The 22,271-nt window shown below is 71.0% G+C and carries 17 protein-coding genes; 9 read left to right on the forward strand and 8 right to left on the reverse strand.

What is annotated here, in order from left to right; translation table 11 throughout:
* Nucleotides 1-17: 17 nt before the first annotated feature.
* Nucleotides 18-1,082: an Rv2578c family radical SAM protein gene (locus NT132_RS03260; RefSeq protein WP_297784692.1), complete on the reverse strand. Its 1,065-nt coding sequence runs from the start codon at nt 1,080-1,082 to the stop codon at nt 18-20.
* 98 nt (nt 1,083-1,180) lie between these two features.
* Here NT132_RS03260 and NT132_RS03265 point away from each other — a divergent pair, with 98 nt between their 5' ends.
* Both NT132_RS03265 and NT132_RS03270 read left to right on the forward strand, forming a co-directional pair.
* On the forward strand, nt 1,181-2,149 hold the full coding sequence (locus NT132_RS03265; protein WP_297784694.1) for a M15 family metallopeptidase: 969 nt from the start codon (nt 1,181-1,183) through the stop codon (nt 2,147-2,149).
* Nucleotides 2,150-2,521: 372 nt separating this feature from the next.
* Nucleotides 2,522-3,685: an acyl-CoA dehydrogenase family protein gene (locus NT132_RS03270; RefSeq protein ID WP_297784697.1), complete on the forward strand. Its 1,164-nt coding sequence runs from the start codon at nt 2,522-2,524 to the stop codon at nt 3,683-3,685.
* Nucleotides 3,686-3,794: 109 nt separating this feature from the next.
* Here the strand turns inward: NT132_RS03270 and NT132_RS03275 are convergent, their stop codons facing one another.
* Together NT132_RS03275 and NT132_RS03280 are read right to left on the reverse strand one after the other, a co-directional pair.
* Nucleotides 3,795-4,769, reverse strand: coding sequence for a pirin family protein (locus tag NT132_RS03275; RefSeq protein ID WP_297784701.1), 975 nt, complete (start codon nt 4,767-4,769; stop codon nt 3,795-3,797).
* Complete coding sequence (locus tag NT132_RS03280) at nt 4,769-5,083, reverse strand: GNAT family N-acetyltransferase (protein ID WP_297784704.1); 315 nt, start codon at nt 5,081-5,083, stop codon at nt 4,769-4,771. The genes NT132_RS03275 and NT132_RS03280 overlap by 1 nt, the downstream gene beginning before the upstream one ends.
* Nucleotides 5,084-5,219: 136 nt before the next feature.
* Here NT132_RS03280 and NT132_RS03285 point away from each other — a divergent pair, with 136 nt between their 5' ends.
* The 6 genes from NT132_RS03285 to NT132_RS03310 all read left to right on the forward strand — a co-directional run bounded on the left by NT132_RS03285 (nt 5,220) and on the right by NT132_RS03310 (nt 14,681).
* Nucleotides 5,220-7,730 (forward strand): RNA helicase, encoded by a 2,511-nt coding sequence (locus tag NT132_RS03285; protein ID WP_297784708.1) that lies wholly within the window; start codon nt 5,220-5,222, stop codon nt 7,728-7,730.
* A 55-nt stretch (nt 7,731-7,785) separates the two neighbouring features.
* Nucleotides 7,786-8,952, forward strand: a complete 1,167-nt coding sequence (locus NT132_RS03290) for a glycoside hydrolase family 3 N-terminal domain-containing protein (protein WP_297784711.1) — start codon at nt 7,786-7,788, stop codon at nt 8,950-8,952.
* A 4-nt stretch (nt 8,953-8,956) separates the two neighbouring features.
* Entirely contained in the window at nt 8,957-9,502 is a 546-nt protein-coding gene (locus tag NT132_RS03295) for a DUF1697 domain-containing protein (RefSeq protein ID WP_297784714.1), read from the forward strand.
* 29 nt (nt 9,503-9,531) lie between these two features.
* On the forward strand, nt 9,532-11,556 hold the full coding sequence (recQ, locus tag NT132_RS03300; protein WP_297784717.1) for a DNA helicase RecQ: 2,025 nt from the start codon (nt 9,532-9,534) through the stop codon (nt 11,554-11,556).
* Nucleotides 11,557-11,898: 342 nt separating this feature from the next.
* Nucleotides 11,899-14,013, forward strand: coding sequence for an acyl-CoA dehydrogenase (locus tag NT132_RS03305; RefSeq protein WP_297784720.1), 2,115 nt, complete (start codon nt 11,899-11,901; stop codon nt 14,011-14,013).
* A gap of 86 nt (nt 14,014-14,099) precedes the next feature.
* A complete protein-coding gene (locus NT132_RS03310; RefSeq protein WP_297784723.1) occupies nt 14,100-14,681 on the forward strand; it encodes a DNA-3-methyladenine glycosylase I in 582 nt (193 codons plus the stop codon).
* A gap of 4 nt (nt 14,682-14,685) precedes the next feature.
* Here the strand turns inward: NT132_RS03310 and NT132_RS03315 are convergent, their stop codons facing one another.
* Both NT132_RS03315 and NT132_RS03320 read right to left on the reverse strand, forming a co-directional pair.
* Complete coding sequence (locus NT132_RS03315; RefSeq protein ID WP_297784727.1) at nt 14,686-15,150, reverse strand: recombinase family protein; 465 nt, start codon at nt 15,148-15,150, stop codon at nt 14,686-14,688.
* Between the two features lie 50 nt (nt 15,151-15,200).
* A complete protein-coding gene (locus NT132_RS03320; protein ID WP_297784731.1) occupies nt 15,201-16,934 on the reverse strand; it encodes a sodium:proton antiporter in 1,734 nt (577 codons plus the stop codon).
* Nucleotides 16,935-17,031: 97 nt separating this feature from the next.
* On the opposite strand from NT132_RS03320, the gene pip reads away from it, so the two are divergent.
* Nucleotides 17,032-18,009: a prolyl aminopeptidase gene (gene pip / locus NT132_RS03325; RefSeq protein ID WP_297784735.1), complete on the forward strand. Its 978-nt coding sequence runs from the start codon at nt 17,032-17,034 to the stop codon at nt 18,007-18,009.
* A gap of 87 nt (nt 18,010-18,096) precedes the next feature.
* Here pip and NT132_RS03330 read toward each other — a convergent pair whose 3' ends face one another.
* Genes NT132_RS03330 through NT132_RS03340 form a run of 3 tightly spaced genes read right to left on the reverse strand, consistent with a single transcriptional unit; the run spans nt 18,097 to nt 22,234 of the window.
* Nucleotides 18,097-19,707 carry a GMC family oxidoreductase N-terminal domain-containing protein gene (locus NT132_RS03330; protein ID WP_297784738.1) on the reverse strand — a complete coding sequence of 537 codons (1,611 nt, stop codon included), beginning with the start codon at nt 19,705-19,707 and terminating at the stop codon, nt 18,097-18,099.
* Complete coding sequence (locus tag NT132_RS03335; RefSeq protein WP_297784741.1) at nt 19,704-21,437, reverse strand: aldehyde dehydrogenase family protein; 1,734 nt, start codon at nt 21,435-21,437, stop codon at nt 19,704-19,706. The genes NT132_RS03330 and NT132_RS03335 overlap by 4 nt, the downstream gene beginning before the upstream one ends.
* 29 nt (nt 21,438-21,466) lie before the next feature.
* Nucleotides 21,467-22,234 carry a galactosyltransferase-related protein gene (locus NT132_RS03340; protein ID WP_297784744.1) on the reverse strand — a complete coding sequence of 256 codons (768 nt, stop codon included), beginning with the start codon at nt 22,232-22,234 and terminating at the stop codon, nt 21,467-21,469.
* Between the last annotated feature and the right edge of the window lie 37 nt (nt 22,235-22,271).

Below are 22,271 nucleotides of genomic sequence, written 5' to 3' on the forward strand. Positions count from 1 at the left end.
ACGGCCGCGCCCGAGGGTCAGAACAGGCGCGGCTGCGGACCGGTGTCCCGCACCGATGCCGCGGCCGCGCGGGCGACAGCCGCCCGGTCCGGGGCCGCGGGTCGCGCCGGCACCGGCTCTTCCTCGGCCTGCCCGTCGAGTCCGTGCAGGCGCAGGAGCGGACGGATGCGGCGCGCCAGCCACTGCCGGTACGGCTTCGGCGCCTGGACCGCCGCGCCCGGGTAGAGCTCGCGGTACGACGATATGAGTTCGGGATGCTCGCGGGACAGCCACTGCAGGAACCACTGCTTGACCCCGGGGCGCAGATGCAGGGCCCCGTAGATGACGCGCACCGCCCCCGCATCCTTGATCCGCCGCAGCGCGTCGTCGAGCGCCGCGATCGAGTCGGTGAGATGGGGGATCACCGGCATGAGGAAGACCGTGACGTGGAAGCCGGCCTCGGTCGCGGCACGAACGGTGTCGAGTCGCGCCTGTGCGGACGGCGTCCCCGGCTCGATGGTCCGCTGCAGCTCGTCGTCGAACACCGCGATCGACATCGCCAGTGAGACCGGGACGTCCTCCCGTGCGGCGCGCAGGAGCGGGAGATCGCGGCGGAGCAGCGTCCCTTTGGTGAGCACCGAGAAGGGTGTGCCGGAGGAGGCGAGTGCGTCGATGACCCCGGGCATCAGCCGGTATCGGCCCTCGGCGCGCTGATACGGGTCGGTGTTGGTGCCCAGGGCGACGTGTTCACGGCCCCAGGTGCCCCGGCGCACCTCGTGAGCGAGCACCTCGGCCACGTTGACCTTCACCACCACCTGCGAATCGAAGTCGCGGCCGGCGTCGAGGTCGAGGTAGGTGTGCGTGCCTCGGGCGAAGCAGTAGGTGCAGGCATGACTGCAGCCCCGATAGGGGTTCACCGTCCAATCGAACGGCATCGGCGACGCACTCGGCACATGGTTCAGCGCGGAGTGACAGGTCACCTCATGGAAGGTGATCCCGGCGAACTCCGGCGTCGTGACGCTCCGCACCAGCCCGTCCAGCCGTTCCAACCCGGGCAGCGCGGCCGCATCCGCTTCGCCGATCCGTTGACCTTGCCACCTCATGTTTTAAGGAGAACAAAGATTCCATCTTTCGTCAAGATCTGAGGGGAACAGATGTTCTATCCGGTTTCCCCCGCGCGCCCACGGGACACAATGGGACGGTGACCACCCCCGAGCCCGGTCCGCGGCGCGCCGCACACGCGGCCGCCGCCGCGAATGCGCACCCGGCTCCGCCACGCGCCTCGCGCACAGGTCTCGTGGTCGCGGTCGTCTTCCTCCTCGTGGTGCTCCTCGTGGCGCTGCCACGCATCCTGTCGGGTGCCGCGTCGGGTCCGACGGGGGATGACAGTGCTGCCCGTCCTCCCCTCGCGACCTCGTTGCCCGTCCCGCAGTTCGCCGTCACCGAGGGGGTCTGCGGCGAGGACGCGGTACGTGCCGCGCTCGCCGCCGGTGATGACGAGGCAGTGATCGTCGCGGCCGGGGGTGGGGAGGCGTTCCGCGCCGCGGTGGTGAGCGGCGCGGCACCCTGCATCTCGCTGTCGGACGCGTCGCGGCGGTGGGTCGTCGTCGACAAGCTGCGCCCGCTCGACCCGGTCGACGCCGAGCCCTCCTCCCTCGTCGTCCCGGCGAGCGTGCCGTCGCTGAACGGCGGCAACCTCCGCCAGGACGCGGCCGACGCGCTCGGCGCGCTCGCGGACGGCGCCCGGGCGGCGGGCGCCGGCGAGGTGGCCATGCTCAGTGGCTACCGCTCGTACACGACCCAGCGCAGCACCTATGCGCAGCACGTGGGCGCGGACGGCCAGGAACTCGCCGATCTCGAGAGCGCCCGCCCGGGCTACAGCGAGCACCAGACCGGGATCACCGTCGATCTGGTCGCCTGCGACGACGGATGCGGCGACCTCGACGGTTTCGCGGCCTCATCGCAGGGCGCATGGGTGGCTGAGCACGCCTGGGAATACGGCTTCGTCATCCGTTACGAAGCCGGCGCCACCGACGTCACCGGGTACAAGGCCGAGCCGTGGCACCTGAGGTTCCTGGGTCCCGAGCTGGCCCGCGCCTATCACGACGGCAGCTGGCATTCCCTCGAGGAATTCTTCGGCCTTCCGGCCGCCCCCGACTACGCCGACTGAGCCGGAAAGCCCGACTATGCCGACTGAGCAGCAAGTGTGCACACCCCGGCACGCACGCCCTCGTCATCGAGGCGAAGGAGTCGGCCTACGGCACGACATCCGCGACGAGTGTGGCCGTGGCCGTGGAACGGTCGACCGGCATCCTCGGCGGGCGATACCTGCACTGCGACTGAGCCGCGGACGCGGCACCGCCGCCGCAATGGGAGGCATCCCACAAAGGCGGCACTCAGTCCCACGGTGCATGCGATGCGATCCCACAGGCAGCGTGCTCCGCACGACTGCGCCGCCTAGAATCTTTCGCGGCGACGCGGCCGCACGATCGGCACCGTCGCCTCGATACCCCGCACCGCGGAGAGGAAAGGACGGCGCACCATGGAGCGCGACATCTACGACGAGGACCACGAAGCGTTCCGCGACGTCGTGAAGGAATTCATCAAGCGTTACGCCACCGAGGACAAGCGCCGGCAGTGGGAGGTCGACGGTGAGGTCGACCGCGCGACGGTGCTGGCCGCAGGCGAGGCCGGCATCATCGGCCTGTCCGTGCCGGAGGAGTTCGGCGGCGCCGGGATGCTGCAGGATTACCGGTTCCGGTCGGTCGTGCTCGAGGAGGTCATCGGGGCGGGCCTCGGCTCGCTGGCCGGTGCTCTCGGCATCCAGGACGACCTCGCGGTGCCCTACATCGCCCACATGGGTACCCAGGCGCAGAAGGAGAAGTGGCTTCCCCGCATGGCCACCGGTGAGATCCTCGGCGCGCTCGCCATGACCGAGCCCGGCACCGGGAGCGACCTGCGTGGAATCAAGACGACCGCGAAGAAGGTCGACGGCGGCTACCTCGTCAACGGCGCCAAGACGTTCATCTCGTCCGGGAAGACCGCCGACATCGTCGTCACCTTCGTCAAGACGGGGGAGGGCAACCGCCCCGATGCCTTCAGCCTGGTCATCCTCGAGGATGGCATGGCGGGCTTCGACCACGGCAAGAAGCTCGAGAAGATGGGCTTCCACGGCTGGGACACCGCGGAGATGTCGTTCACCGACGTCTTCGTGCCCGAAGAGAACCTCATCGGCGGCGTTGAGGGCCACGGCTTCATCCAGCTGATGATGAACCTTCCGCTTGAGCGCCTCTCGATCGGCGTCGCCGCTGCGGCCGCCGGTGAGGCCGCGTTCGTGTGGACGCGCGACTACACGCTGAGTCGTGAGGCGTTCGGTCAGCCGATCGCGGACTTCCAGAACACCCGGTTCAAGCTCGCCGACATGGCCACCACGGTGGACGTGATGTGGGCGTACATCGACCGCGCGATGATGCTCTACAAGGACAAGAAGCTCACCGCGGACGAGGCCGCCAAGGTCAAGTACTGGGCGACCGACCGCGAGTGGGAGTTGCTCGACACCGGCGTGCAGCTGCACGGTGGGTACGGGTACATCACCGAGTACCCCATCGCCCGGGCGTTCCTCGACGCGCGCGTGCACCGCATCTACGGCGGGACGAACGAGATCATGCGCGACATCGTCGCGCGCCAGATCACCGGCCGTAAGTAACGCACACCTCGCCGAGACCACATCCGTTCGCCGAGACCACATCCATCTGGATGTCGTCTCGCGCGGCGGATGTGGTCTCGCGGCGTAGAGGGCGGATGGGGCGGCGCGGTCAGAGGCGGCGGCGGCGCTGCGTGAGTCGAACCCCGGGGAGGGGCGGCGCGGGCACCCGCTCGGCGCCGTGGCCGATCACATGGCCGAACCGCGCGGACCCCGCCTCCCACTCGTCGCGGGCGGTGACGATCTCGTCGTGGCTGCGGCCGACGAAGTTCCACCACATCACGATGTCGTCCTCGAACGGTTCGCCGCCGAGCAGAAACAGCGTCGCGCCGGATGCGGAGTGCACCCGCACCGCATCCCGCCCCTGGCCGAGGTAAAGAAGCTGCAGGGGATCCACCGCATCCGCGTCGGCGACGCTCACCTGCCCGGCGACGCCGACCAGCGCGTACTCCCACTCCGGATGCAGCGGCAGTCGCACCGTCGCTCCCGCGGGCACGTGCACCTCGGCGCCGACGATCGGGGTGTACGCCCGCGCAGGGGACGAGACTCCGGCGAACTCACCGAGCACGACGACCGCGTCGCCGGCTGCGCCGTGCTCCGCGGTGAGTTCCACGATCGGGAGGGCGGTGTGCTGCTCGAACGCCCCCGGGCCGTGACGGCGGCTCTCCGGGAGTGCGACCCACAGCTGCAGTGCGTCGAGCGGTATCGGTTCCTCGGTCAGCGAGTACTCGCTGTGCGAAATGCCCGCGCCGCTCGTCATCAGGTTCAGCTGACCCCGGGTGATCAGCACGTCGCTGCCGAGGGCGTCCCGGTGACGCATCTCGCCCACCAACGGCCAGGTCACCGTCTGCAGTCCGACGTGCGGATGCGGTTCCACCCGCATCCGTGTCGTCTGCGGCCCGAACCGGTCGAGGAAGCCCCACGCCCCCACCATGGGCAGATCCCGTTGCGGCAGCGCCCGGTGCACCTCCATCCCCCGGAGGCCCCCGAGCGGCACGTCGCGGGACTCCAGCCGGACCGAACGGATGCCGTCCCCGCCGACCGGGTGCTCGGTCACCGCGTCGACCTCCGCGTCGAACCGGGTCATCACACCGCGTTCTGCTCGGCCGGCCAGTCGACCACGAGACCGTCGACCTCGTGCGAGCGCAGGTACTTCGCGACGAACGGGCAGAGCGGCACGACCTCTTCGCCGCGCGCCGCGACATCCGCCATGGCAGCCGCCACCAGCGTCGTCGCCAGTCCCCGACCGCCGAACGCGGGATCGATCAGGGTGTGCACGAACCGCAGCCGCGTCCCATCCTGGCGGAACTCGGTGAAACCGGCGGTCACGTCCCCCACCCGGATGCGGTAGCGATGCTCCGCGTCCTGGCGGTCGACCCGGATCGTCTCGTCGTCGCTCATTGCTCGTCCCCTCGTCCCGTGTGAGCCTCAGTCGGCCACCCCTCGCAGGCCGCAACGCCGCCGCCCGCTCCGCTGTTCCGCAGCGTACGCCGCTTCCCGCGCCCCGGCACGGCCCGGATCAGGCAGACTCGAACAAGTGACCTCCCTGCTCGAACGCGCCCGTGCCGCCGGCTCCGACCCGGATGCGGTGTACGACGCCTTCCTGGCATGGGCCACCGATCGGGGCCTGACCCTGTACCCGGCCCAGGACGAGGCGGTCATCGAACTCGTCTCCGGGGCGAACGTGATCCTGTCCACCCCGACCGGCTCCGGCAAGTCGCTCGTCGCGGTCGCCGCGCACGCCGCATCCCTCGCCACCGGCGGCCGCACCTACTACACCGCCCCCATCAAGGCCCTGGTCAGCGAGAAGTTCTTCGCTCTGGTCGACATCTTCGGCCCGGAGAGTGTCGGCATGATCACCGGGGACTCCTCGGTGAATCCCGATGCTCCGATCATCTGCTGCACCGCGGAGATCCTCGCGAACCTCGCCCTCCGCGAGGGCCCCGACGCCGACGTCGACCAGGTCGTGATGGACGAGTTCCACTTCTACGGCGACCCGGACCGCGGCTGGGCGTGGCAGGTGCCGCTGCTGATCCTGCACCGTGCGCAGTTCCTGCTGATGTCCGCCACTCTCGGTGACACCACGACCATCGCCGAGGACCTCCGTCGGCGCACCGGAAGGCAGACCGTCGAGGTGACCGGCGTCGACCGGCCGGTGCCGCTGCACTTCTCCTACGAGCGGCGCCCGGTGCACGAGGTCGTCGCGTCCCTCCTCGACGAGCGCGAGGCGCCGATCTACATCGTCCACTTCTCGCAGGCGCAGGCCCTCGAGCGGGCCCAAGCCCTCGGCAGCGTGCAGATCGCCAGCCGAAGCCAGCGGGACGAGATCGCCGACGCCATCGGCGGCTTCCGGTTCACCACCGGGTTCGGCAAGACCCTGTCCCGCCTGGTGCGAGCGGGCATCGGCGTGCATCACGCCGGCATGCTGCCGCGCTACCGGCGGCTCGTCGAGACGCTCGCGCAACGGGGGCTGCTGCGGGTCATCTGCGGCACCGACACCCTCGGGGTCGGGATCAACGTGCCGATCCGCAGCGTCGTCATCACGGCACTGTCGAAGTACGACGGCGTCAAGATGCGCCAGCTCAGTGCGCGCGAGTTCCATCAGGTAGCCGGGCGCGCCGGGCGCGCGGGCTACGACCCGCACGGGAACGTCGTCGTCATGGCGCCGGAGTGGGAGATCGAGAACGCGGTCGCCCTCGCCAGGGCCGGCGACGACGCGGCCAAACGCAAGAAGATCGTCCGCAAGAAGGCGCCCACTGGGGTCGTCAATTGGGCCGAGGGGTCGTATGAGCGGCTCCGGGATGCGGTGCCCGAACCGCTGGTGCCGCACCTGCAGCTGACCTCGGCCATGCTCATCAACGTCATCGCCCGCGGCGGTGATGTCTTCGGCAACGTCCGCTCGCTCGTCTTCGACAATCACGAGCCGCGGGCCCGGCGATATGAGCTCGCCCGCCGTGCCCTCGCAATCTTCCGCACCCTCCGCGCCGCGGGCATCGTCGAGGTCATCCCGGATGCACCCACGCGCATCCGGTTGACGGTGGACCTGCAGCGAGACTTCGCACTCAACCAGCCACTGTCGCCGTTTGCGCTCGCCGCCATCGGCCTGCTCGACCCGGACGAGGCTCCCGGCGCCGTCGGGACCGGGCACTACGCCCTCGACGTGGTGAGCGTCATCGAGGCGACGCTCGACGACCCCCGCGCCATCCTCAGCCAGCAGGAATACAAGGCGCGCGGCGAAGCGGTCGGTGCCATGAAGCGGGAGGGCCTCGACTACGACGAGCGGATGGCGGCGCTCGACGACATCACCTACCCGAAGCCGCTCGCGGACCTCCTGACGCAGGCGTTCGAGACGTTCGCGTCGAGTCAGCCGTGGGTGCGCGACTACGAGCTGCGCCCGAAATCCGTCGTCCGCGACATGTTCGAGCAGGCGTTCTCGTTCGCCGAATTCGTGTCGTGGTATCAGCTCGGCCGCAGCGAGGGACTCGTGCTGCGATATCTCAGCGACGCCTACCGGGCCATCCGGCAGACCGTCCCCGCCGAGGCCCGCACGCCGCAACTGCTCGACCTCATCGAATGGCTCGGCGAGCTGGTGCGGCAGGTGGACTCCAGCCTCGTCGACGAGTGGGAGTCGCTCATCAACCCCGCCGCCGAGGGCGAGATCGTCGTGCCGCCGGCGCCGCCCTCCGTCGTGATGAACCGGCGCGCGTTCACGGTGCTCGTCCGCAACGAGCTTTTCCGCCGAGTGCAGCTCGCCGCCCGGCAGCGAGACGACGACCTCGTCGCCCTCGACCCCGACATCGACTGGCCCGCAGTACTCGACGCGTACTACGCCGATCACGATGAGATCCTCACCGGCGGCGCGGCCCGTTCCCCTGCCCTCTGCGTCATCGACGAGACGAATGCCGCTGAAGGCATATGGCGGGTGGAGCAGATCATCGACGACCCCGCCGGCGACCACGACTGGCGCATCCGCGCCGAAGTCGACCTCGAGGCGTCGGCGGAGCAGGGTGCAGCGATCGTGCGGGTGCTCGAGGCGATCCGGCTATAGCCCGAGCCATCCACATCCGCTCCCGCAGCCCGTCCGCACCCGCGAGACTGGGAGGATGCGGGTGCGCGGAGGGATGCTGGCGGTGCTGGCCACGGCGGTGCTCGCGGCCGCCGCCGGCTGCGCCGCCGAGCCCGCGCCCACCCCGAGCCCGCCCACCGCCACGGCGACGCCCACCCCGAGCCCGACACCCACCGACCCGATCGCGGGCATGACCCTGGAAGACCGGGTCGGACAGCTGTTCATGGTGGGCACCGCGGTCGACGGCGCCGACCCCGCCACGCTGTCCGCGGTCGCGGACCGTCACGCGGGCGGGGTGTTCCTCCACGGGCGCTCCACGGCAGGCATCGACGCGACCGCCGGGCTGGTCGCGCAGTTCACCGGCCTCGTCGCCCCGACCGCGCCGCCGCTGTGGGTCGCGACGGACCAGGAGGGCGGCGATGTGCAGGTGCTGTCGGGTCCCGGATTCGAGGGCATCCCGAGCGCGCTCACCCAGGCGCAGGGCGGATGCGGCCCGATCCGTACCGCCGCGCTCCGCTGGGGAGGCCAGCTGGCCGCCGCCGGCGTCACCATGAACCTCGCGCCGGTCGTCGACATCGTGACGAGTCCCGAGACCGCGCGGCAGAATCCGCCGATCGGCCGGCTGAACCGCGAGTACGGCTTCGACGCCGCATCCGTCTCCTCGTGCGCGGGGGCGTTCGCGCAGGGAATGCGGGTGGCGGGCATCCTGCCGACCTTCAAGCATTTCCCGGGCCTCGGGCGCACCACCGCGAACACCGACTACTCGGCCGATGTCGTCGACACGGTCGTGACGGCCGCCGCGCCCGATGTGGACGTGTACCGGACCCTCCTCGCCCAGGGGCAGGGCGTGGTCATGATGTCGACCGCCGTGTACGCGCAGATCGACCCGTCTGCGCCCGCGGCCTTCTCCTCCGTGATCGTCACGGATCTGCTGCGCCGCGACCTGCGGTTCGACGGCGTCGTCATGACCGACGACCTCTCTGCGACCGCACAGGTGGCGCGCTGGACCCCGGGGGAGCGAGCCGTGCTCGCGGTGCGGGCGGGCGTCGATCTGCTCCTCGTCTCGGCCGACCCTGCCGTGTTCCCCGAGATGTACGACGCCGTGCTGCAGGCCGCCCGCACCGACCCGGCCTTCGCCGCCCAGGTGGATGCGGCCGCCCGCCGCATCGTGCAGCTCAAGGCGTCGTTCCCCGGGGCAGACTGAGGCGATGACCACCTACCTCGCGTTCCTCCGCGCGATCAACCTGGGCCGCACGCGGGTGTTCCCCAAAGCGGCCATCGTCGCCGCCACCGAGGCCGCCGGGTTCGGCGGGGTCACCACCCACCTGAACACCGGCAACGTGCGGCTGCAGTCGACCATGCGATCGCCGACCCGGGTCGCGCAGGCGCTCGAGCGCGCGTACCGGGCGGATCGCGGTTTCGACGTGCCCACGATCGTCTTCTCGGCCGACGAGTTCGCCCGCATCGCCCGCGACGCGCAGGAGCTCTCCGCGGAGCGCCCGGGACTCGCCCGCCACTACGTGTACCTGCTCGCCGAGGAGCTGTCACCGGCGGCCGCCGGTGAGGTTGAGGCGACGAGCGGCGAGGCGGGCGAGATGATCGTCCGCGGCCGGGCCGCCCACGCGCTGCTCCGCCCCGGATACCAGGACGGCGTGGTCGATCCGCTGCGTGCCGCGAAACTCCTCGGCACCGCGACCAACCGCAATCTTTCGGTGGTCACCGCGCTCGCCGAGCGGTGGTGTGCACAGCGCTGACTGTCAGCAGCGGTCGTTACGCTGGGAGGATGACGTCGCAGCCCCCGGTTTCCTCGCAGGACGGCCTGGGGTTCGACGAGCTCCCCGACGGCTGGGTTCCGCCGGACGACTGGGCACCGGATGACTGGGCGCCGGAAGACGAGTGGCTGCCGCCGTCCGACGCCGGTGCGGCTGGTCCCTCGTCGAGGCCTGCGACCACCCCATCCGGCCCCGCCGCACCGTCGGCCCCGCCCCGCCGCATCCACACCGGCGCTGACGCGACCGCCGTGCTCGCCGAGGTGTACGGCTACGACGCCTTCCGGGGTGACCAGGCCGAGATCGTCGCCCATGTGATCGGCGGTGGTGACGCCGTCGTGCTGATGCCCACGGGCGCCGGCAAGAGCGTGACCTACCAGGTGCCGGCGCTGGTCCGGGAGGGCACCGGGCTCGTCGTGAGCCCGCTCATCGCCCTGATGCACGACCAGGTCGACGCACTCCGGGCGAACGGCGTGAGCGCCGCCTACCTCAACTCGACCCAGTCCGCCGCGGAGCGCCAGGCCACCGAACGCGACTTCCTCGCCGGCGACCTGGACCTGCTCTACGTCGCCCCCGAGCGGCTGAACCTCGGCACGACCAAGGCGCTGCTGCGGCGGGGGCGCCTCAGCGTCATCGCGATCGACGAGGCCCACTGCGTGTCGCAGTGGGGCCACGACTTCCGCCCCGACTACCTGCAGCTCGGCGACCTCGCCGACGACTTCCCCGGTGTGCCTCGGATGGCGCTCACCGCGACCGCGACGCATGAGACGCACCGCGAGATCGGCGAACGGCTGCGGCTGCCCGATGCCCGGCACTTCGTCGCGAGCTTCGACCGGCCCAACATCCAGTACCGCATCGACCCGAAGGTCGACCCGCGCCGGCAGCTCACCGCATTCATCCGGTCGCAGCCCGAGGGTGCCGCCGGCATCGTCTACGCCCTGAGCCGCAAGAGCGTCGAGCAGACGGCGGCATACCTGGCGACCCAGGGCATCGACGCGCTGCCGTACCACGCGGGCCTTCCCGCCGAGGTTCGGGCGGCCAACCAGAGCCGGTTCCTGCGAGACGACGGCGTGGTGATGGTCGCCACCATCGCGTTCGGCATGGGCATCGACAAGCCCGACGTGCGGTTCGTCGCCCACATCGACCTGCCCAAATCGGTCGAGGGCTACTACCAGGAGACCGGTCGCGCCGGACGTGACGGCGAACCGGCCGTCGCCTGGATGGCGTACGGCCTGGGCGACGTCGTGCAGCAGCGGCGGCTCATCGACCAGAGCCCCGGCGATCGCACGTTCAAGATGCGGCTCGGTCAGCACCTGGACGCGATGCTGGCGCTGTGCGAGACGGTGGCCTGCCGCCGGCAGAACCTGCTCGGCTACTTCGGGCAGGAATCCGGCCCGTGCGGGAACTGCGACACGTGCCTCACGGCGCCCGAGACCTTCGACGGCCTCGTGCCCGCGCAGAAGCTGCTGTCGACCATCGTGCGGCTGCAGCGCGAGCGCGGGCAGGCGTTCGGCGCCGGCCACCTCATCGACATCCTCCGCGGTGCCGACACCGACCGCATCCGCCAGCACCGCCACAGCGAGCTCTCCACCTACGGGCTCGGCGCCGACCTCAGCGACCAGGACTGGCGCAGCGTCGTCCGGCAGCTGCTGGCCCGGGGCATCCTCGTCGCGCAGGGTGACTACGGCACCCTGGCGCTCGGCGAGGCCGCCGCCGGCGTCCTCCGCGGCGACACCCCCGTGCCGCTCCGCCACGACGTCATGGGGCGCGTCAGCGTGCCGCGCACCCGGAAGGCCGCCGCATCCGCCGACGTGCCCGAGGGCGACCGTGGCCTGTTCGAGGCGCTGCGCACCTGGCGTGCCGCCACCGCGCGCGAGCAGGGGGTCCCGGCGTACATCGTGTTCGGTGACGCGACTCTGCGGGCGCTCGCCGCGGTGCGTCCGACGCGGCTCGCCGACCTCGACGGCATCAGCGGCATCGGGGCGAAGAAGCGCGAGGCCTACGGTGAGGCCGTGCTCGAGGTCGTCGCCGCCAACTGACCGAGGTCACACGTCGGCTGCCGGCCCGGCTTCGCCCCCGGCCGCGTCGTGTCCGCCACCTCCTCCGACGGCATGTCCCACTTTCTGCAGAACATGTCCCATTTCCTGCCGGAATGAGCCGCCCATAACGACAGAAAATGGGACATGCCGGCAGGGGCGAGCCCGGATGCGGGAGGCACCGGCCGCGCTCCGACCGCGGCGCGGCTGTGGACTGCGCACAATCCGCGACACCCACGCCGTCCGTCGTTCTTGTCGAGAGACGCCAACCGAGTTGGGTTCACCTTGTGGGAGTCCTACGGTCAACAATGATTTCTTCCGTCCGATACGCCGAAAGGTGAGGTCATGGCCGACGCCGTCATCCGCTCCCGTAAGCCCGCCACCAGCACGCGCACGCCCGCCGGCGGCGCCCCGACTGCCCCGCACAGCGCGGCCGAGGCATCCGAACCGCGCATCGACGTCGACGCGGTCACCGACATGCTGCTCGGCACCTGGGCGGACACCCGCCGCGAGGCGCGCGCGATGATCAAGGACCCCGCGTTCTGGCGCATCGACGGGCTCAGCGTCGAGGACCACCGCGAGCGCGTGATGGGCCAGCTGCAGCTCCTCGTCGACAGCGGCGCCTCGGCGCGGGCCTACCCGGTGGAATACGGCGGCGCGAACAACAACGGCGCCAACATCGCCGGGTTCGAAGAGCTCGTCCTCGCCGACCCGAGCCTCCAGATCAAGGCCGGGGTGCAGTGGGGCCTGTTCGGCGCGGCGATCCAGCAGCTGGGTACCAAGCCTCACCACGACAAGTGGCTGAGAGACGTCGCGGAGCTGAAGCTCCCCGGTGCCTTCGCGATGACCGAGACCGGTCATGGCTCCGACGTCGCCGCGATCGGCACGACGGCGACCTACGACCCTGACACCGAAGAGTTCGTCATCCACACCCCGTTCCGCGGAGCCTGGAAGGACTACCTCGGCAATGCCGCGGTGCACGGCCGGGCGGCGACGGTGTTCGCGCAGCTCATCACAGGCGGCGTGAACTACGGCGTGCACTGCTTCTTCGTGCCCATCCGCGACGAGGCGGGGAACTTCCTCCCCGGTGTCGGCGGCGAGGACGACGGCGTCAAGGGCGGCCTCAACGGCATCGACAACGGCCGGCTGCACTTCGATCAGGTGCGTGTGCCGCGGGTGAACCTGCTGAACCGCTACGGCGACGTCGCCGCCGACGGCAGCTACTCCAGCGAGATCGCCAGCCCCGGCCGCCGCTTCTTCACGATGCTCGGCGCGCTGGTGCAGGGCCGGATCTCGCTCGACGGCGCCGCGACCACCGCATCCGCTCTCGCGGTCTACATCGCCACCACCTACGCGAACCAGCGCCGGCAGTTCGACTCCGGCTCAGGCACCCCGGAGGTCGTGCTGCTGGACTACGGCAAGCACCAGCGACGCCTCCTGCCGCGGATCGCGACCGCGTACGCGCAGGCGTTCGCGCACGACGAGTTCCTGAAGAAGTTCGACGGCGTCTTCAGCGGCCGCACCGACACCCCCGAGGAGCGCGAGGACCTCGAGACTCTCGCCGCCGCGCTGAAGCCGCTGAGCACCTGGAACGCGCTCGACACGATCCAGGACTGCCGTGAGGCGTGCGGCGGATCCGGCTTCCTCGCCGAGAACCGTCTGGTGGGCCTGCACTCCGACCTCGACGTCTACGCCACCTTCGAGGGAGACAACAACATCCTGCTGCAGCTGGTCGGCAAGCGCCTTCTCGGCGACTTCGCCAAGCAGTTCAAGGGCGCGGATGCGGCCAAGCTCGCCCGGTACGCGGTCGGCCAGACCGCGGGCAAGGTGTTCCACGGCGCGGGCCTGCGTCGTCTCGGGCAGACCGTCGCGGACTTCGGTTCCACGGCGCGGTCGGTCGAACTGGGGCTCCGGGAAGACCAGCAGCACGAGCTGCTCGCCGACCGGGTGCAGCAAATGGTGTCGGACATCGCGACCCGGATGCGGCCGGCGGCCAAGATGTCGCCCGAGGACGCTGCCGCCGTGTTCAACGAGAACCAGGCGGAGCTCATCGAGGCGGCCAGAGCCCACGGCGAGCTGCTGCAGTGGGAGGCGTTCACCGACGCCCTCCACAAGGTCGGCGACGACGGCACACTGCAGGTGCTCACCTGGGTGCGCGATCTCTTCGGTCTTGCTCTCATCGAGAAGCACCTCGCCTGGTACCTCATCCACGGACGTCTCTCCGCACAGCGTGCCGGAGCCGTGTCGCGGTACATCGACCGGCTGTGCCTGCGGCTGCGCCCCCACGCGCAGGACCTCGTCGACGCGTGGGGCTTCGAGCCGGAGCATGTGCGCGCCCCCATCGCCTCGGGTGCCGAGCAGGCGCGTCAGGATGAGGCCGCCGCGTACTTCGCGGAACTGAAGGCGTCGGGCAAGGCTCCCGTGTCGGAGAAGACCCTGCACAAGAAGTCGAAGAAGTAGCGTCGCGGGTTTCGACTCGGTCGTTGAGCGAGCGCAGCGAGACGAAACGCCTGAGCGCTGTCGGCCGCCGGCCGTAGGGTGTGCGGATGAGCGAACTGCTGATCGGACCGGACGGGCGTGCCCGCTGCGCGTGGGCGGGAGCAGACCCGGAGTACCTGCGCTATCACGACGAGGAGTGGGGAACGCCGCTCCACGGCGATCGAGCACTGTTCGAGAAGATGAGTCTCGAGGGGTTTCAGGCGGGGCTCAGCTGGATCACGATCCTGCGCAAGCGTCCCCGGTTCCGCGAGGTGTTCGCCGGGTTCGACCCGGCCCTCGTGGCGGCCTTCGACGACGCAGACGTCGAACGGCTGATGGCGGATGCGGGCATCATTCGCAACCGCGCGAAGATCCTCGCCACGATCGGCAATGCGGCGCTGGTCCAGGCGATGGCGCCCGGCGAACTCGACGCCCTGCTGTGGTCGTTCGCCCCGCCCGCTCGCCCCCGCCCGGTGACCTTCGCGGAGGTTCCCGCGGTGACACCCGAGTCCTCCGCGATGAGCAAGGCCCTCCGCGGCCGGGGGTTCCGGTTCGTCGGGCCCACCACGATGTACGCGCTGATGCAGTCCGCCGGCATGGTGGACGACCACGTCGAAGGATGCTGGCGCGGGGGAGCCGCCGCGGCGTAGGGCGTCAGCGTCCGGCGTCGAAGAGGTGCCGGGCGCCGTGGCCGAGGACCTTCACCACCACGCCGCGCCGCTGCAGCTCGGAGACCGTGCGGGTCTCCTCCTCGAGGTCGCGGCCGAGGGCGTGCACATTGGTGACGACGACCACGTCGCCGGTCCCGAGCGTCCCGAACAGCTGCGTCAGCCGCTGCTCCCACGACTCCAGGGTCACCGGCGACGGGTGGCGGAAGCCGTGGATCGGCACGCCGAAGCGCGCGAGCTGCTCCCGCTGCTCGACCACCGACGGCATGTCGTCGCGATTCACGACGATCCCCACGAGGCGAGAGCCGGCCGGCCGTGCCCGCCACCAGTCCCGGTCCCGCTCCAGCTCGTGGAAGCACTTGACGCAGGTTGACGCATCGTGGTGCAGGTCGATGGGGCTGGTCGCGGCGGCATCCGGTCCCTCGGGTGCCGTGTGCACGTGCTCCGTCATCTCGCCTCCCTCGTCCTGCTCACCATTCTCCCCTGTCCGCACGCGCGGGACTACTCGTCCGTGTCGCCGGCGATCTTCAGCTCGAGGCTGAGCTGGTCGGCGTCGAGCTGCGCGAGCGTGCGCCGCAGGGTCGCGGTGCTGTAGCGGCCGGTGGCGGTGAGATCGACCAGGCGCCGACGCATCACCTCGATCATCATGACCCGGAGCTCCAGCATCTGCAGTGCGCCCACTCCGGCGTCGGCGTCCGGTGGTTCGGTGAGCCGGGCGCCCGCGTGCCGGACCAGCACGGTATCGAACGGGGCGCCGTTCCGGCGGGTCAGTCCGGGTTCGCGCAGCGCCGCTGCGGCGGCCTCGCGCAGCTCGTCCTGGACGCGGTCGCCCTCGTCCGTGCCGTCACCCTCATCGTCCCGGTCCTCGGTGCGGAACCGCAGCAGCCGCACCACTGCCGGCAGCGTGAGCCCCTGGAGCAGCAGGCTGATGATCGCGACGAGGAACGCGACGAAGATGAGCAGCGGTCGATGCTGTGTGTCGGTCGGCAGTGTCTGCGCCGCCGCCAACGTGACCACGCCTCGCATGCCCGCCCAGACGATCAGGGTGCCGTGCTTCCACCCCAGCGGCGACTCCCGGTAGTAGTCGAGGTCCGCGGCCATGCGGGACAGACGCTGCCGGATGCCCGCGACCCGGCGGATCGTGTGCGCGGGGTCGCCGCGTCCGCGCACCGGCACGTCGCCCCGCTCCACCGCATCCAACCGCTCGCCCATCCGATGGATGTCTTCGTGCGTGAACCGTCTGGCCCGCCGGCCCTGCCCCCAGATGACGGCCGTCACGTAGATCGCCCGGACGACCAGCACGATGCCGAGCGCCGACAGCGCCAGCCAGGTGCCGTGCCACAGGCCGTCGTGCTCGGCGAGGTTCCGGGTGACGACGTCGGTGAGTTCGAGGCCCATCACGAGGAACACCCCGCCCTCGAGGATGAGCTCGATCGTCCGCCAGTTGAGGGTGTCCGAGAGGCGCTGCTCCGGCGTGAACCAGCGGGCCGCACCCTGCCCGGTGACGATCCCGGCGACCACCGCCGCCACCAGGCCGGAGCCGCCGAGCTCCTCGGTGGGGATGTACGCGATGAACGGCACGGCGAAACTCAGCGCCGTGTTCGCGGCCGAGTTGCCGATCCAGACGCGGACGCGGAGGTTCAGCCAGCCGACGATGGATCCGATGATGAGGGCCAGGAGCACGCCCCACGCGAACGTGCCGATCGTCAGGCCCCAGGAGAACGCGCCGGCGATGGCGATCGTCGCGGTGCGCAGCAGCACCAGCGCGGTGGCGTCATTGAGGAGGCTCTCGCCCTCCAGCATCGTCACCACCCGCGGGGAGATGCCCATGCGCTTGACGATCCCGGTGGCCACCGCATCCGTCGGGCTCAGGATCGCCCCCAGCGCCACCCCCACCGGGAACGGCAGATCCGGGATCGCCCAGGTGAAGAAGAGCCCCAGGATGAGCGAACTCAGCACCACCAGCAACACCGAGAGCCCCGCGATCGGGGTGAAGTCGCGACGGAACTCCACCGCGGGCAGATTCACCGCGGACGAGTACAGCAGCGGCGGCAGGATTCCGACGAGGATCCACTCCGGATCGATCTCCGGGATGTCGGGGATGAACGGGGTGGCCGCCAGGACGAGCCCGATCGCGACGAGCACGAGGGGCGCGGCGATGTTGATGCGCCGGCCGAGGCCGGTGACGGCGACGATCAACACCACGCCGAGCACGACGATGATGAGGTTCTCCATCGCTGCGTCCTTTCTTTCCGACTCCCCGGGCAGGCGCTCCGACGTCACAGCCGCCCCAGATCCCGGCCGTACGCGCCGCGCGCAGTACCGTGAGCCTATGACGGTGAGCGAACTCGACGGGGTGTTATACCCGCCCATCGAACCGTATGAGACGGGAATGCTGCTGGTCGGGGACGGGCACCGGCTCTCCTGGGAGCAGTCCGGCAACCCCGACGGCAAGCCCGTCGTGTTCCTGCACGGCGGTCCGGGCGGCGGCACGAGCCCGTGGCACCGGCGTTTCTTCGACCCGGAACGCTACCGGATTGTGCTGTTCGACCAGCGCGGCTGCGGGCGGAGCACCCCGCATGCGGGGGAACCGGACGCGGACCTCACCCACAACACCACCTGGCACCTGGTTGCCGACATCGAGCTGCTGCGCCGGAACCTCGGCATCGACGCGTGGCAGGTGTTCGGCGGCTCGTGGGGGAGCACCCTGGCGCTCGCCTATGCGCAGGCGCACCCCGAGCACGTCACCGAGCTGGTGCTGCGGGGCATCTTCACGCTGCGCCAACACGAGCTGGAATGGTTCTACGAGGGCGGGGCGTCGGCATTGTTCCCCGACCGGTGGGAGGACTACCTCGCGGTGATCCCGGTGCTGGAGCGGGCGCACCTCATCGACGCGTACCACCGGCGGCTGTTCGACCCCGATCCTGCCGTGCACCGGCCCGCGGCCCTCGCCTGGACGACCTGGGAGGCGTCGACGATCACGTTGCGTCCGGACCCCGACACTGTCGCCGCCATGAGCGACCCGGACAAGGCGACCGCGTTCGCACGGATCGAGAACCACTACTTCGCGCACGGGGGATGGCTGCGCGAGGGGCAGCTGATCGAGGATGCCGGCCGCATCCGGCACATCCCGGGCGTCATCGTGCAGGGCCGCTACGACGTGTGCACACCGATCATGACCGCCTGGGATCTGCATCGCGCCTGGCCCGAGGCCGACCTCGTGGTCGTCCCGGATGCGGGGCATTCCGCGAGCGAACCCGGTATCGCCGCCGCCCTCCGTGCCGCCACCGATCGGTTCGCGCAGATCTGAGCGACCCGCCGCGCGAGTGGGCGCTTGTGGCGACTTCGGAGGCCCCCGAACCCGCCATAACTGCCCACTCGCGCGTGGGGGGAGGGGTCAGTGGCCCCGGAGGAGATCGGCGGCGACCTCGCCGATGACGATCGCGGGTGCGTTCGTGTGCCCGCGGATGACGGTGGGGATGACCGAGGCGTCCGCGACCCGGAGGCCCTCGACGCCTCGCACGCGGAGCTCGGGATCGACGACGGACTCCGCATCCGTGCCCATCCGCGCCGTCCCCACCGGGTGGTACAGGGTATGCGCGTAGCGGCGGATGGACGTGTCGATGAGTTCCTCCGCCGACATGTGCTCGCCTCCCGCGGGCTGCACCCATCCGCCGGTGGTCACCGCCTTCAGGGCATCGGTCTGCAGCAGCCCGAGGCAGACGCGGAGGCCCGCCTCCAGGGTCGCCCGGTCGGTCCCGGCGGGATCGCTCAGGTATGCCGGGTCGATGAGCGGCTTCGCGTACGGGTCGACGGACGCGAGCCGGATGGTGCCACGAGATGCGGGACGCAGCAGGATGGCGCCCACGGTCAGGCCTTCCGCCGGCAGTGGGATGAGACCCTCCCCGACGTAGGGCGCCGCGGCGAAGATGATCTCGATGTCCGGCAGGTCGGCGGGTGCACCGACCCGATCGGCGACATCGGTGCGGACAAAGCCGTAGCCTTCCGCGACGTTGGAGGTCAGCATCCCCCGTCGGCGGGACAGGAAACGGACGAGCTCGCCGCGCCCCTCCGCCCCGAACAGGGTGCCGCCGTGGGCTGCGGGAGCGAGCCCCGCGACCAGGTGGTCCTGCAGGTTCGCTCCGACCCCGGGCGCATCCACGCGGACCGGGATGCCGTGGGCCGCCAGGTGATCGGCGGGGCCGATGCCCGAGAGCAGCAGGAGCTGCGGAGTGTTGATCGCACCACCGGCGAGCACCACTTCGCGGGTCGCGACGGCCTGGCGGGTGATGCCGTCGATGTCGACGTACACGCCGGTGGCGCGGGTGCCCTCGATCGTGACGCGGCGGACGTGTGCGCCGGTGACGACCCGGAGGTTCCGGCGGCGCCGGGCGGGGCGGAGGTACGCGTCCGCGGTGGAGGCGCGGGAGCCGCGCCGCTGCGTCACCATGGTCTGCGCGAACCCTTGGCCGCGGGGCAGGTTCGGGGCCGTCACGGCGTACCCGGCTTGCCGGGCGGCCTGAAGGAAGGCAGCCGTCTGCGCGCGCGGGTCGCGCTGATGCTCGACCGACTGCGGTCCGTCGGTGCCCTGCGTCGGGTCGGCCGGATCCTCGGTGCGTTCGACGCGGCGGAAGTACGGCACCAGCGCGTCCCAGCCCCACCGCTCACCGGCAACCTCCGCCCACTCGTCATAATCGGCGGCGAAACCTCGGATCCACATCATGGCGTTCAACGAGGACGAGCCGCCGAGCGTCTTCCCCCGTGGCCAGAAGACGGTGCGGCCATCCAGCTGGGGTTGCGGCACGGTGTCGTAATTCCAGTCGTACGGCCCGCGGAACAGCCGCGAGAACGCCGCCGGCACGTGCAACTCCAGTGCACGGTCGGGGCCGCCCGCCTCGAGCAGCAGCACGGTCGTAGACGGGTCCTCGCTCAGCCGTGCTGCCAGCGCGGCACCCGCCGACCCGGCGCCGACGATCACGTAATCGGCGGTGAGGGACGGAGCCCTCACGCGCCCATGGCCTTCGTCAGGGTCGCAGCGAGTCCCAGCGGGTTCCGGTCGATGAGGTAGCGGGTGAGGCCTTCGCCGACGGCCGTCGCGGTGCGCGAACTGACGAACCACGGCGGCTTCGGCAGCACCGTGAACCGGCCGCCGGTCAGAGCCCGCGGGAAGGGACGGAACGGCCCGCGCAGCACCGAGCGCTCGACGTCGGCGAGCAGGCTCGTGTTGTGGACGACGCCGATCCCGCTGCCGACATCGTCGAGGGTGCCACCGGGGAATGCTCCCCACGACAGCACGGGCGTGGCGAACACGACCCCGGTCCAGGTGTTGATCGCGATGCCGCCGTAGCGGAGGTCCGCGATCGCCCGGTCGAATCCGTCGCCGAGGGCGGTCTCGGTCACCGGGTCGATGAGGACATTGGCGCCGAGCGTGCCGGCGAGGTGGTCGTTCGCGTGCGCCACCGCGGTGTCGAGGAACTCCTGACCGAGCCCCGGGAGCTCCACCACGCCGAGCACCGGGGCGAAGTACTCCGTGGTCTCGACGGCCGACGCGTCCTCACCCGGGCCGAGCTCCACCAGGCGGCGGGAGCCGTCACCGGCGCGTTCCGCGTCCGGGTAGTCGGCGTCCGCGCCGGCGAGCTTCTCGTCGCTGCGGGGGTACCAGACCGGGCGCTCCGGCGCCGCCGCATACGCGTCGCGGAGCGCGGCGAGGAACTGCTCCCGCTGCGCCCAGTCGGCGCTCAGGAGCACCACCGGGCCGGCGATGCAGTTGTGGCCGCTGTTGTGCAGCCGCATCGTGACGATGTGCTCGGCCTGGTAGCGCAGGTCCGCGTCGGTCCAGCGTCCCGGCACCACGATGCTCGGCGAGACCCCGCCGAGCTCCGCGGTGATCGGGGTCTTCAGGCGTGGCCGCCCCTCGCGCCGCCGCCGGGTCGCTGCACCGCCGCTGCCCCACACGATGGCGTCGAACGTGACCGCCGAGCCGGTGATGTGCACGTGCTCGAACGCACCGTTTCCGGTGAGGTACGCGCCGACCTCGCCGCCGCCGCGGACGATGCGCAGGAACCCGGGCTCGATGAGCGGCGCGAGCGCCCGCTCGAATACCGGCACCAGCGCGTCTTGGGTGGGGTTCACCTTCAACAGCGACACCCGGTTGTCGGCGAGCAGTTCGTAGAGGACGTCGAGGACCGGGATGGAGGTGATGTTCCCCGCTCCCAGGACCAGCCCGACACCGGCGTCCGCATCCGGGTGCAGCTGGCCGAGACCCGCGCGACGGACCGCCTCGGCCGCCGTGACGTCCGGTCGCAGCCAGATCTCGCCGGCGAAGCCCGACAGCATCAACCGGTCGGTTCCGGTGGCCGGGTACACATGGGCCCGGATTCGGCCTCCCGGTGCCGCATCCAGCCGCACCCCGTCGAGCGGACTGCCGCCGCGGGCCAGCCGGCGGAGCGTCCGCAGGTACCCGTCGAGGGCGCCGAGCACCGCGTACGGACCCGACATCCACTCCTCGCCCCGCAGCGGATGCCCCGGGCCCAGGCCCTTCGAGGTGGCCGCGGTGTCCGCCCACTCCTCGGCGACGACGCCGACGCTCACCCTGACGCGGTCGAGCAGGGTGATCCGCTGCCCCAGGGTGAGGCGGGACCACACCCGCGCGCCGGTGCGGAGCGCCTGGATCTCGCCTTCGATGGCCGTGACCTCGGTCTCGGGCAGGGGGGATGTGTGGGTGGCGGCTGGGCTCACGACGCTCTCCTTCGTGCGGGAGGTCCAGCCTAGTGAGGGGGCTGCGGGAGGTGCCGGTAGTCGCCCTGCGCGTCGCGGGCGATGAGCCCTCGCGCCGCGAAGTCGTCCAGCCAGCCCGTCATCGGCCACCATCCCCAGCGATCCCGGAACAGGGCACCGTTGCGCATGATGGCATCGAGATGACGCACCGGCGGGGACTCGACCGGGTGGTGCTGGTGGTAGGCGCGGGCACCGCCGACCCAGGTGAGCCCGACACCCGCCGCGGCGGCGACCTGCCCGAAATCGGTGTCCTCGCCGCCGTAGCCGACGTATCCCTCATGGAACCCGCCAAGCCGCGTCCACGTGTCCGCAGTGACAGCGAACGACAGCGACCAGAACAGCTCGTGCCGGTCGTCGTCCACGAGCTGCCCGGGTTCGGGCGCCGGACGCTCCGGGTGGGGAGCATCATGATCGGCGAGCCGTGCCAGATCGTACCCGCCCGGCGGGGGCGGCGGCAGGTACGTCACCGGGCCGCACAGCAGCCGGTCCCCGTGCGTCTGCGCGGCCTCCGCGTACGCCGCGAACAGGCCCGGCGCGGGAAGGCAGTCCACGTCGAGGAAGACGAGCAGGTCGGCGCCGCGGTCGAGGGCGCGGGCTGCACCTGTGTTCCGTGCCATCGCCAACGGCAGACCGTCCGGATGCGCGGCGGTCTCGACGACGTGGACGTCACCGCTCGCACCGTCGGCCCGGGAGGCGAGAACGGGGTCGTCGATCGCGACGAGGATGCGGTCGTCCGGACGCGGCTGCGACCGCTCCACTGCCGCACACTGAGTGGCCCAATGCGGATGGCGGCCA

Source organism: Microbacterium sp., assembly GCF_026393345.1.
In the GTDB taxonomy this organism is placed as follows: domain Bacteria; phylum Actinomycetota; class Actinomycetes; order Actinomycetales; family Microbacteriaceae; genus Microbacterium.

Coding starts and splice junctions, on each gene's coding strand:
- NT132_RS03305 (WP_297784720.1), top strand. CDS start 11,899: ATGGCCGACGCCGTCATCCGCTCCCGTAAGCCCGCCACCAGCACGCGC.
- NT132_RS03320 (WP_297784731.1), bottom strand. CDS start 16,934: ATGGAGAACCTCATCATCGTCGTGCTCGGCGTGGTGTTGATCGTCGCC.
- pip (WP_297784735.1), top strand. CDS start 17,032: ATGACGGTGAGCGAACTCGACGGGGTGTTATACCCGCCCATCGAACCG.
- NT132_RS03260 (WP_297784692.1), bottom strand. CDS start 1,082: ATGAGGTGGCAAGGTCAACGGATCGGCGAAGCGGATGCGGCCGCGCTG.
- recQ (WP_297784717.1), top strand. CDS start 9,532: ATGACGTCGCAGCCCCCGGTTTCCTCGCAGGACGGCCTGGGGTTCGAC.
- NT132_RS03275 (WP_297784701.1), bottom strand. CDS start 4,769: ATGACCCGGTTCGACGCGGAGGTCGACGCGGTGACCGAGCACCCGGTC.
- NT132_RS03295 (WP_297784714.1), top strand. CDS start 8,957: ATGACCACCTACCTCGCGTTCCTCCGCGCGATCAACCTGGGCCGCACG.
- NT132_RS03280 (WP_297784704.1), bottom strand. CDS start 5,083: ATGAGCGACGACGAGACGATCCGGGTCGACCGCCAGGACGCGGAGCAT.
- NT132_RS03270 (WP_297784697.1), top strand. CDS start 2,522: ATGGAGCGCGACATCTACGACGAGGACCACGAAGCGTTCCGCGACGTC.
- NT132_RS03310 (WP_297784723.1), top strand. CDS start 14,100: ATGAGCGAACTGCTGATCGGACCGGACGGGCGTGCCCGCTGCGCGTGG.
- NT132_RS03290 (WP_297784711.1), top strand. CDS start 7,786: ATGCGGGTGCGCGGAGGGATGCTGGCGGTGCTGGCCACGGCGGTGCTC.
- NT132_RS03315 (WP_297784727.1), bottom strand. CDS start 15,150: ATGACGGAGCACGTGCACACGGCACCCGAGGGACCGGATGCCGCCGCG.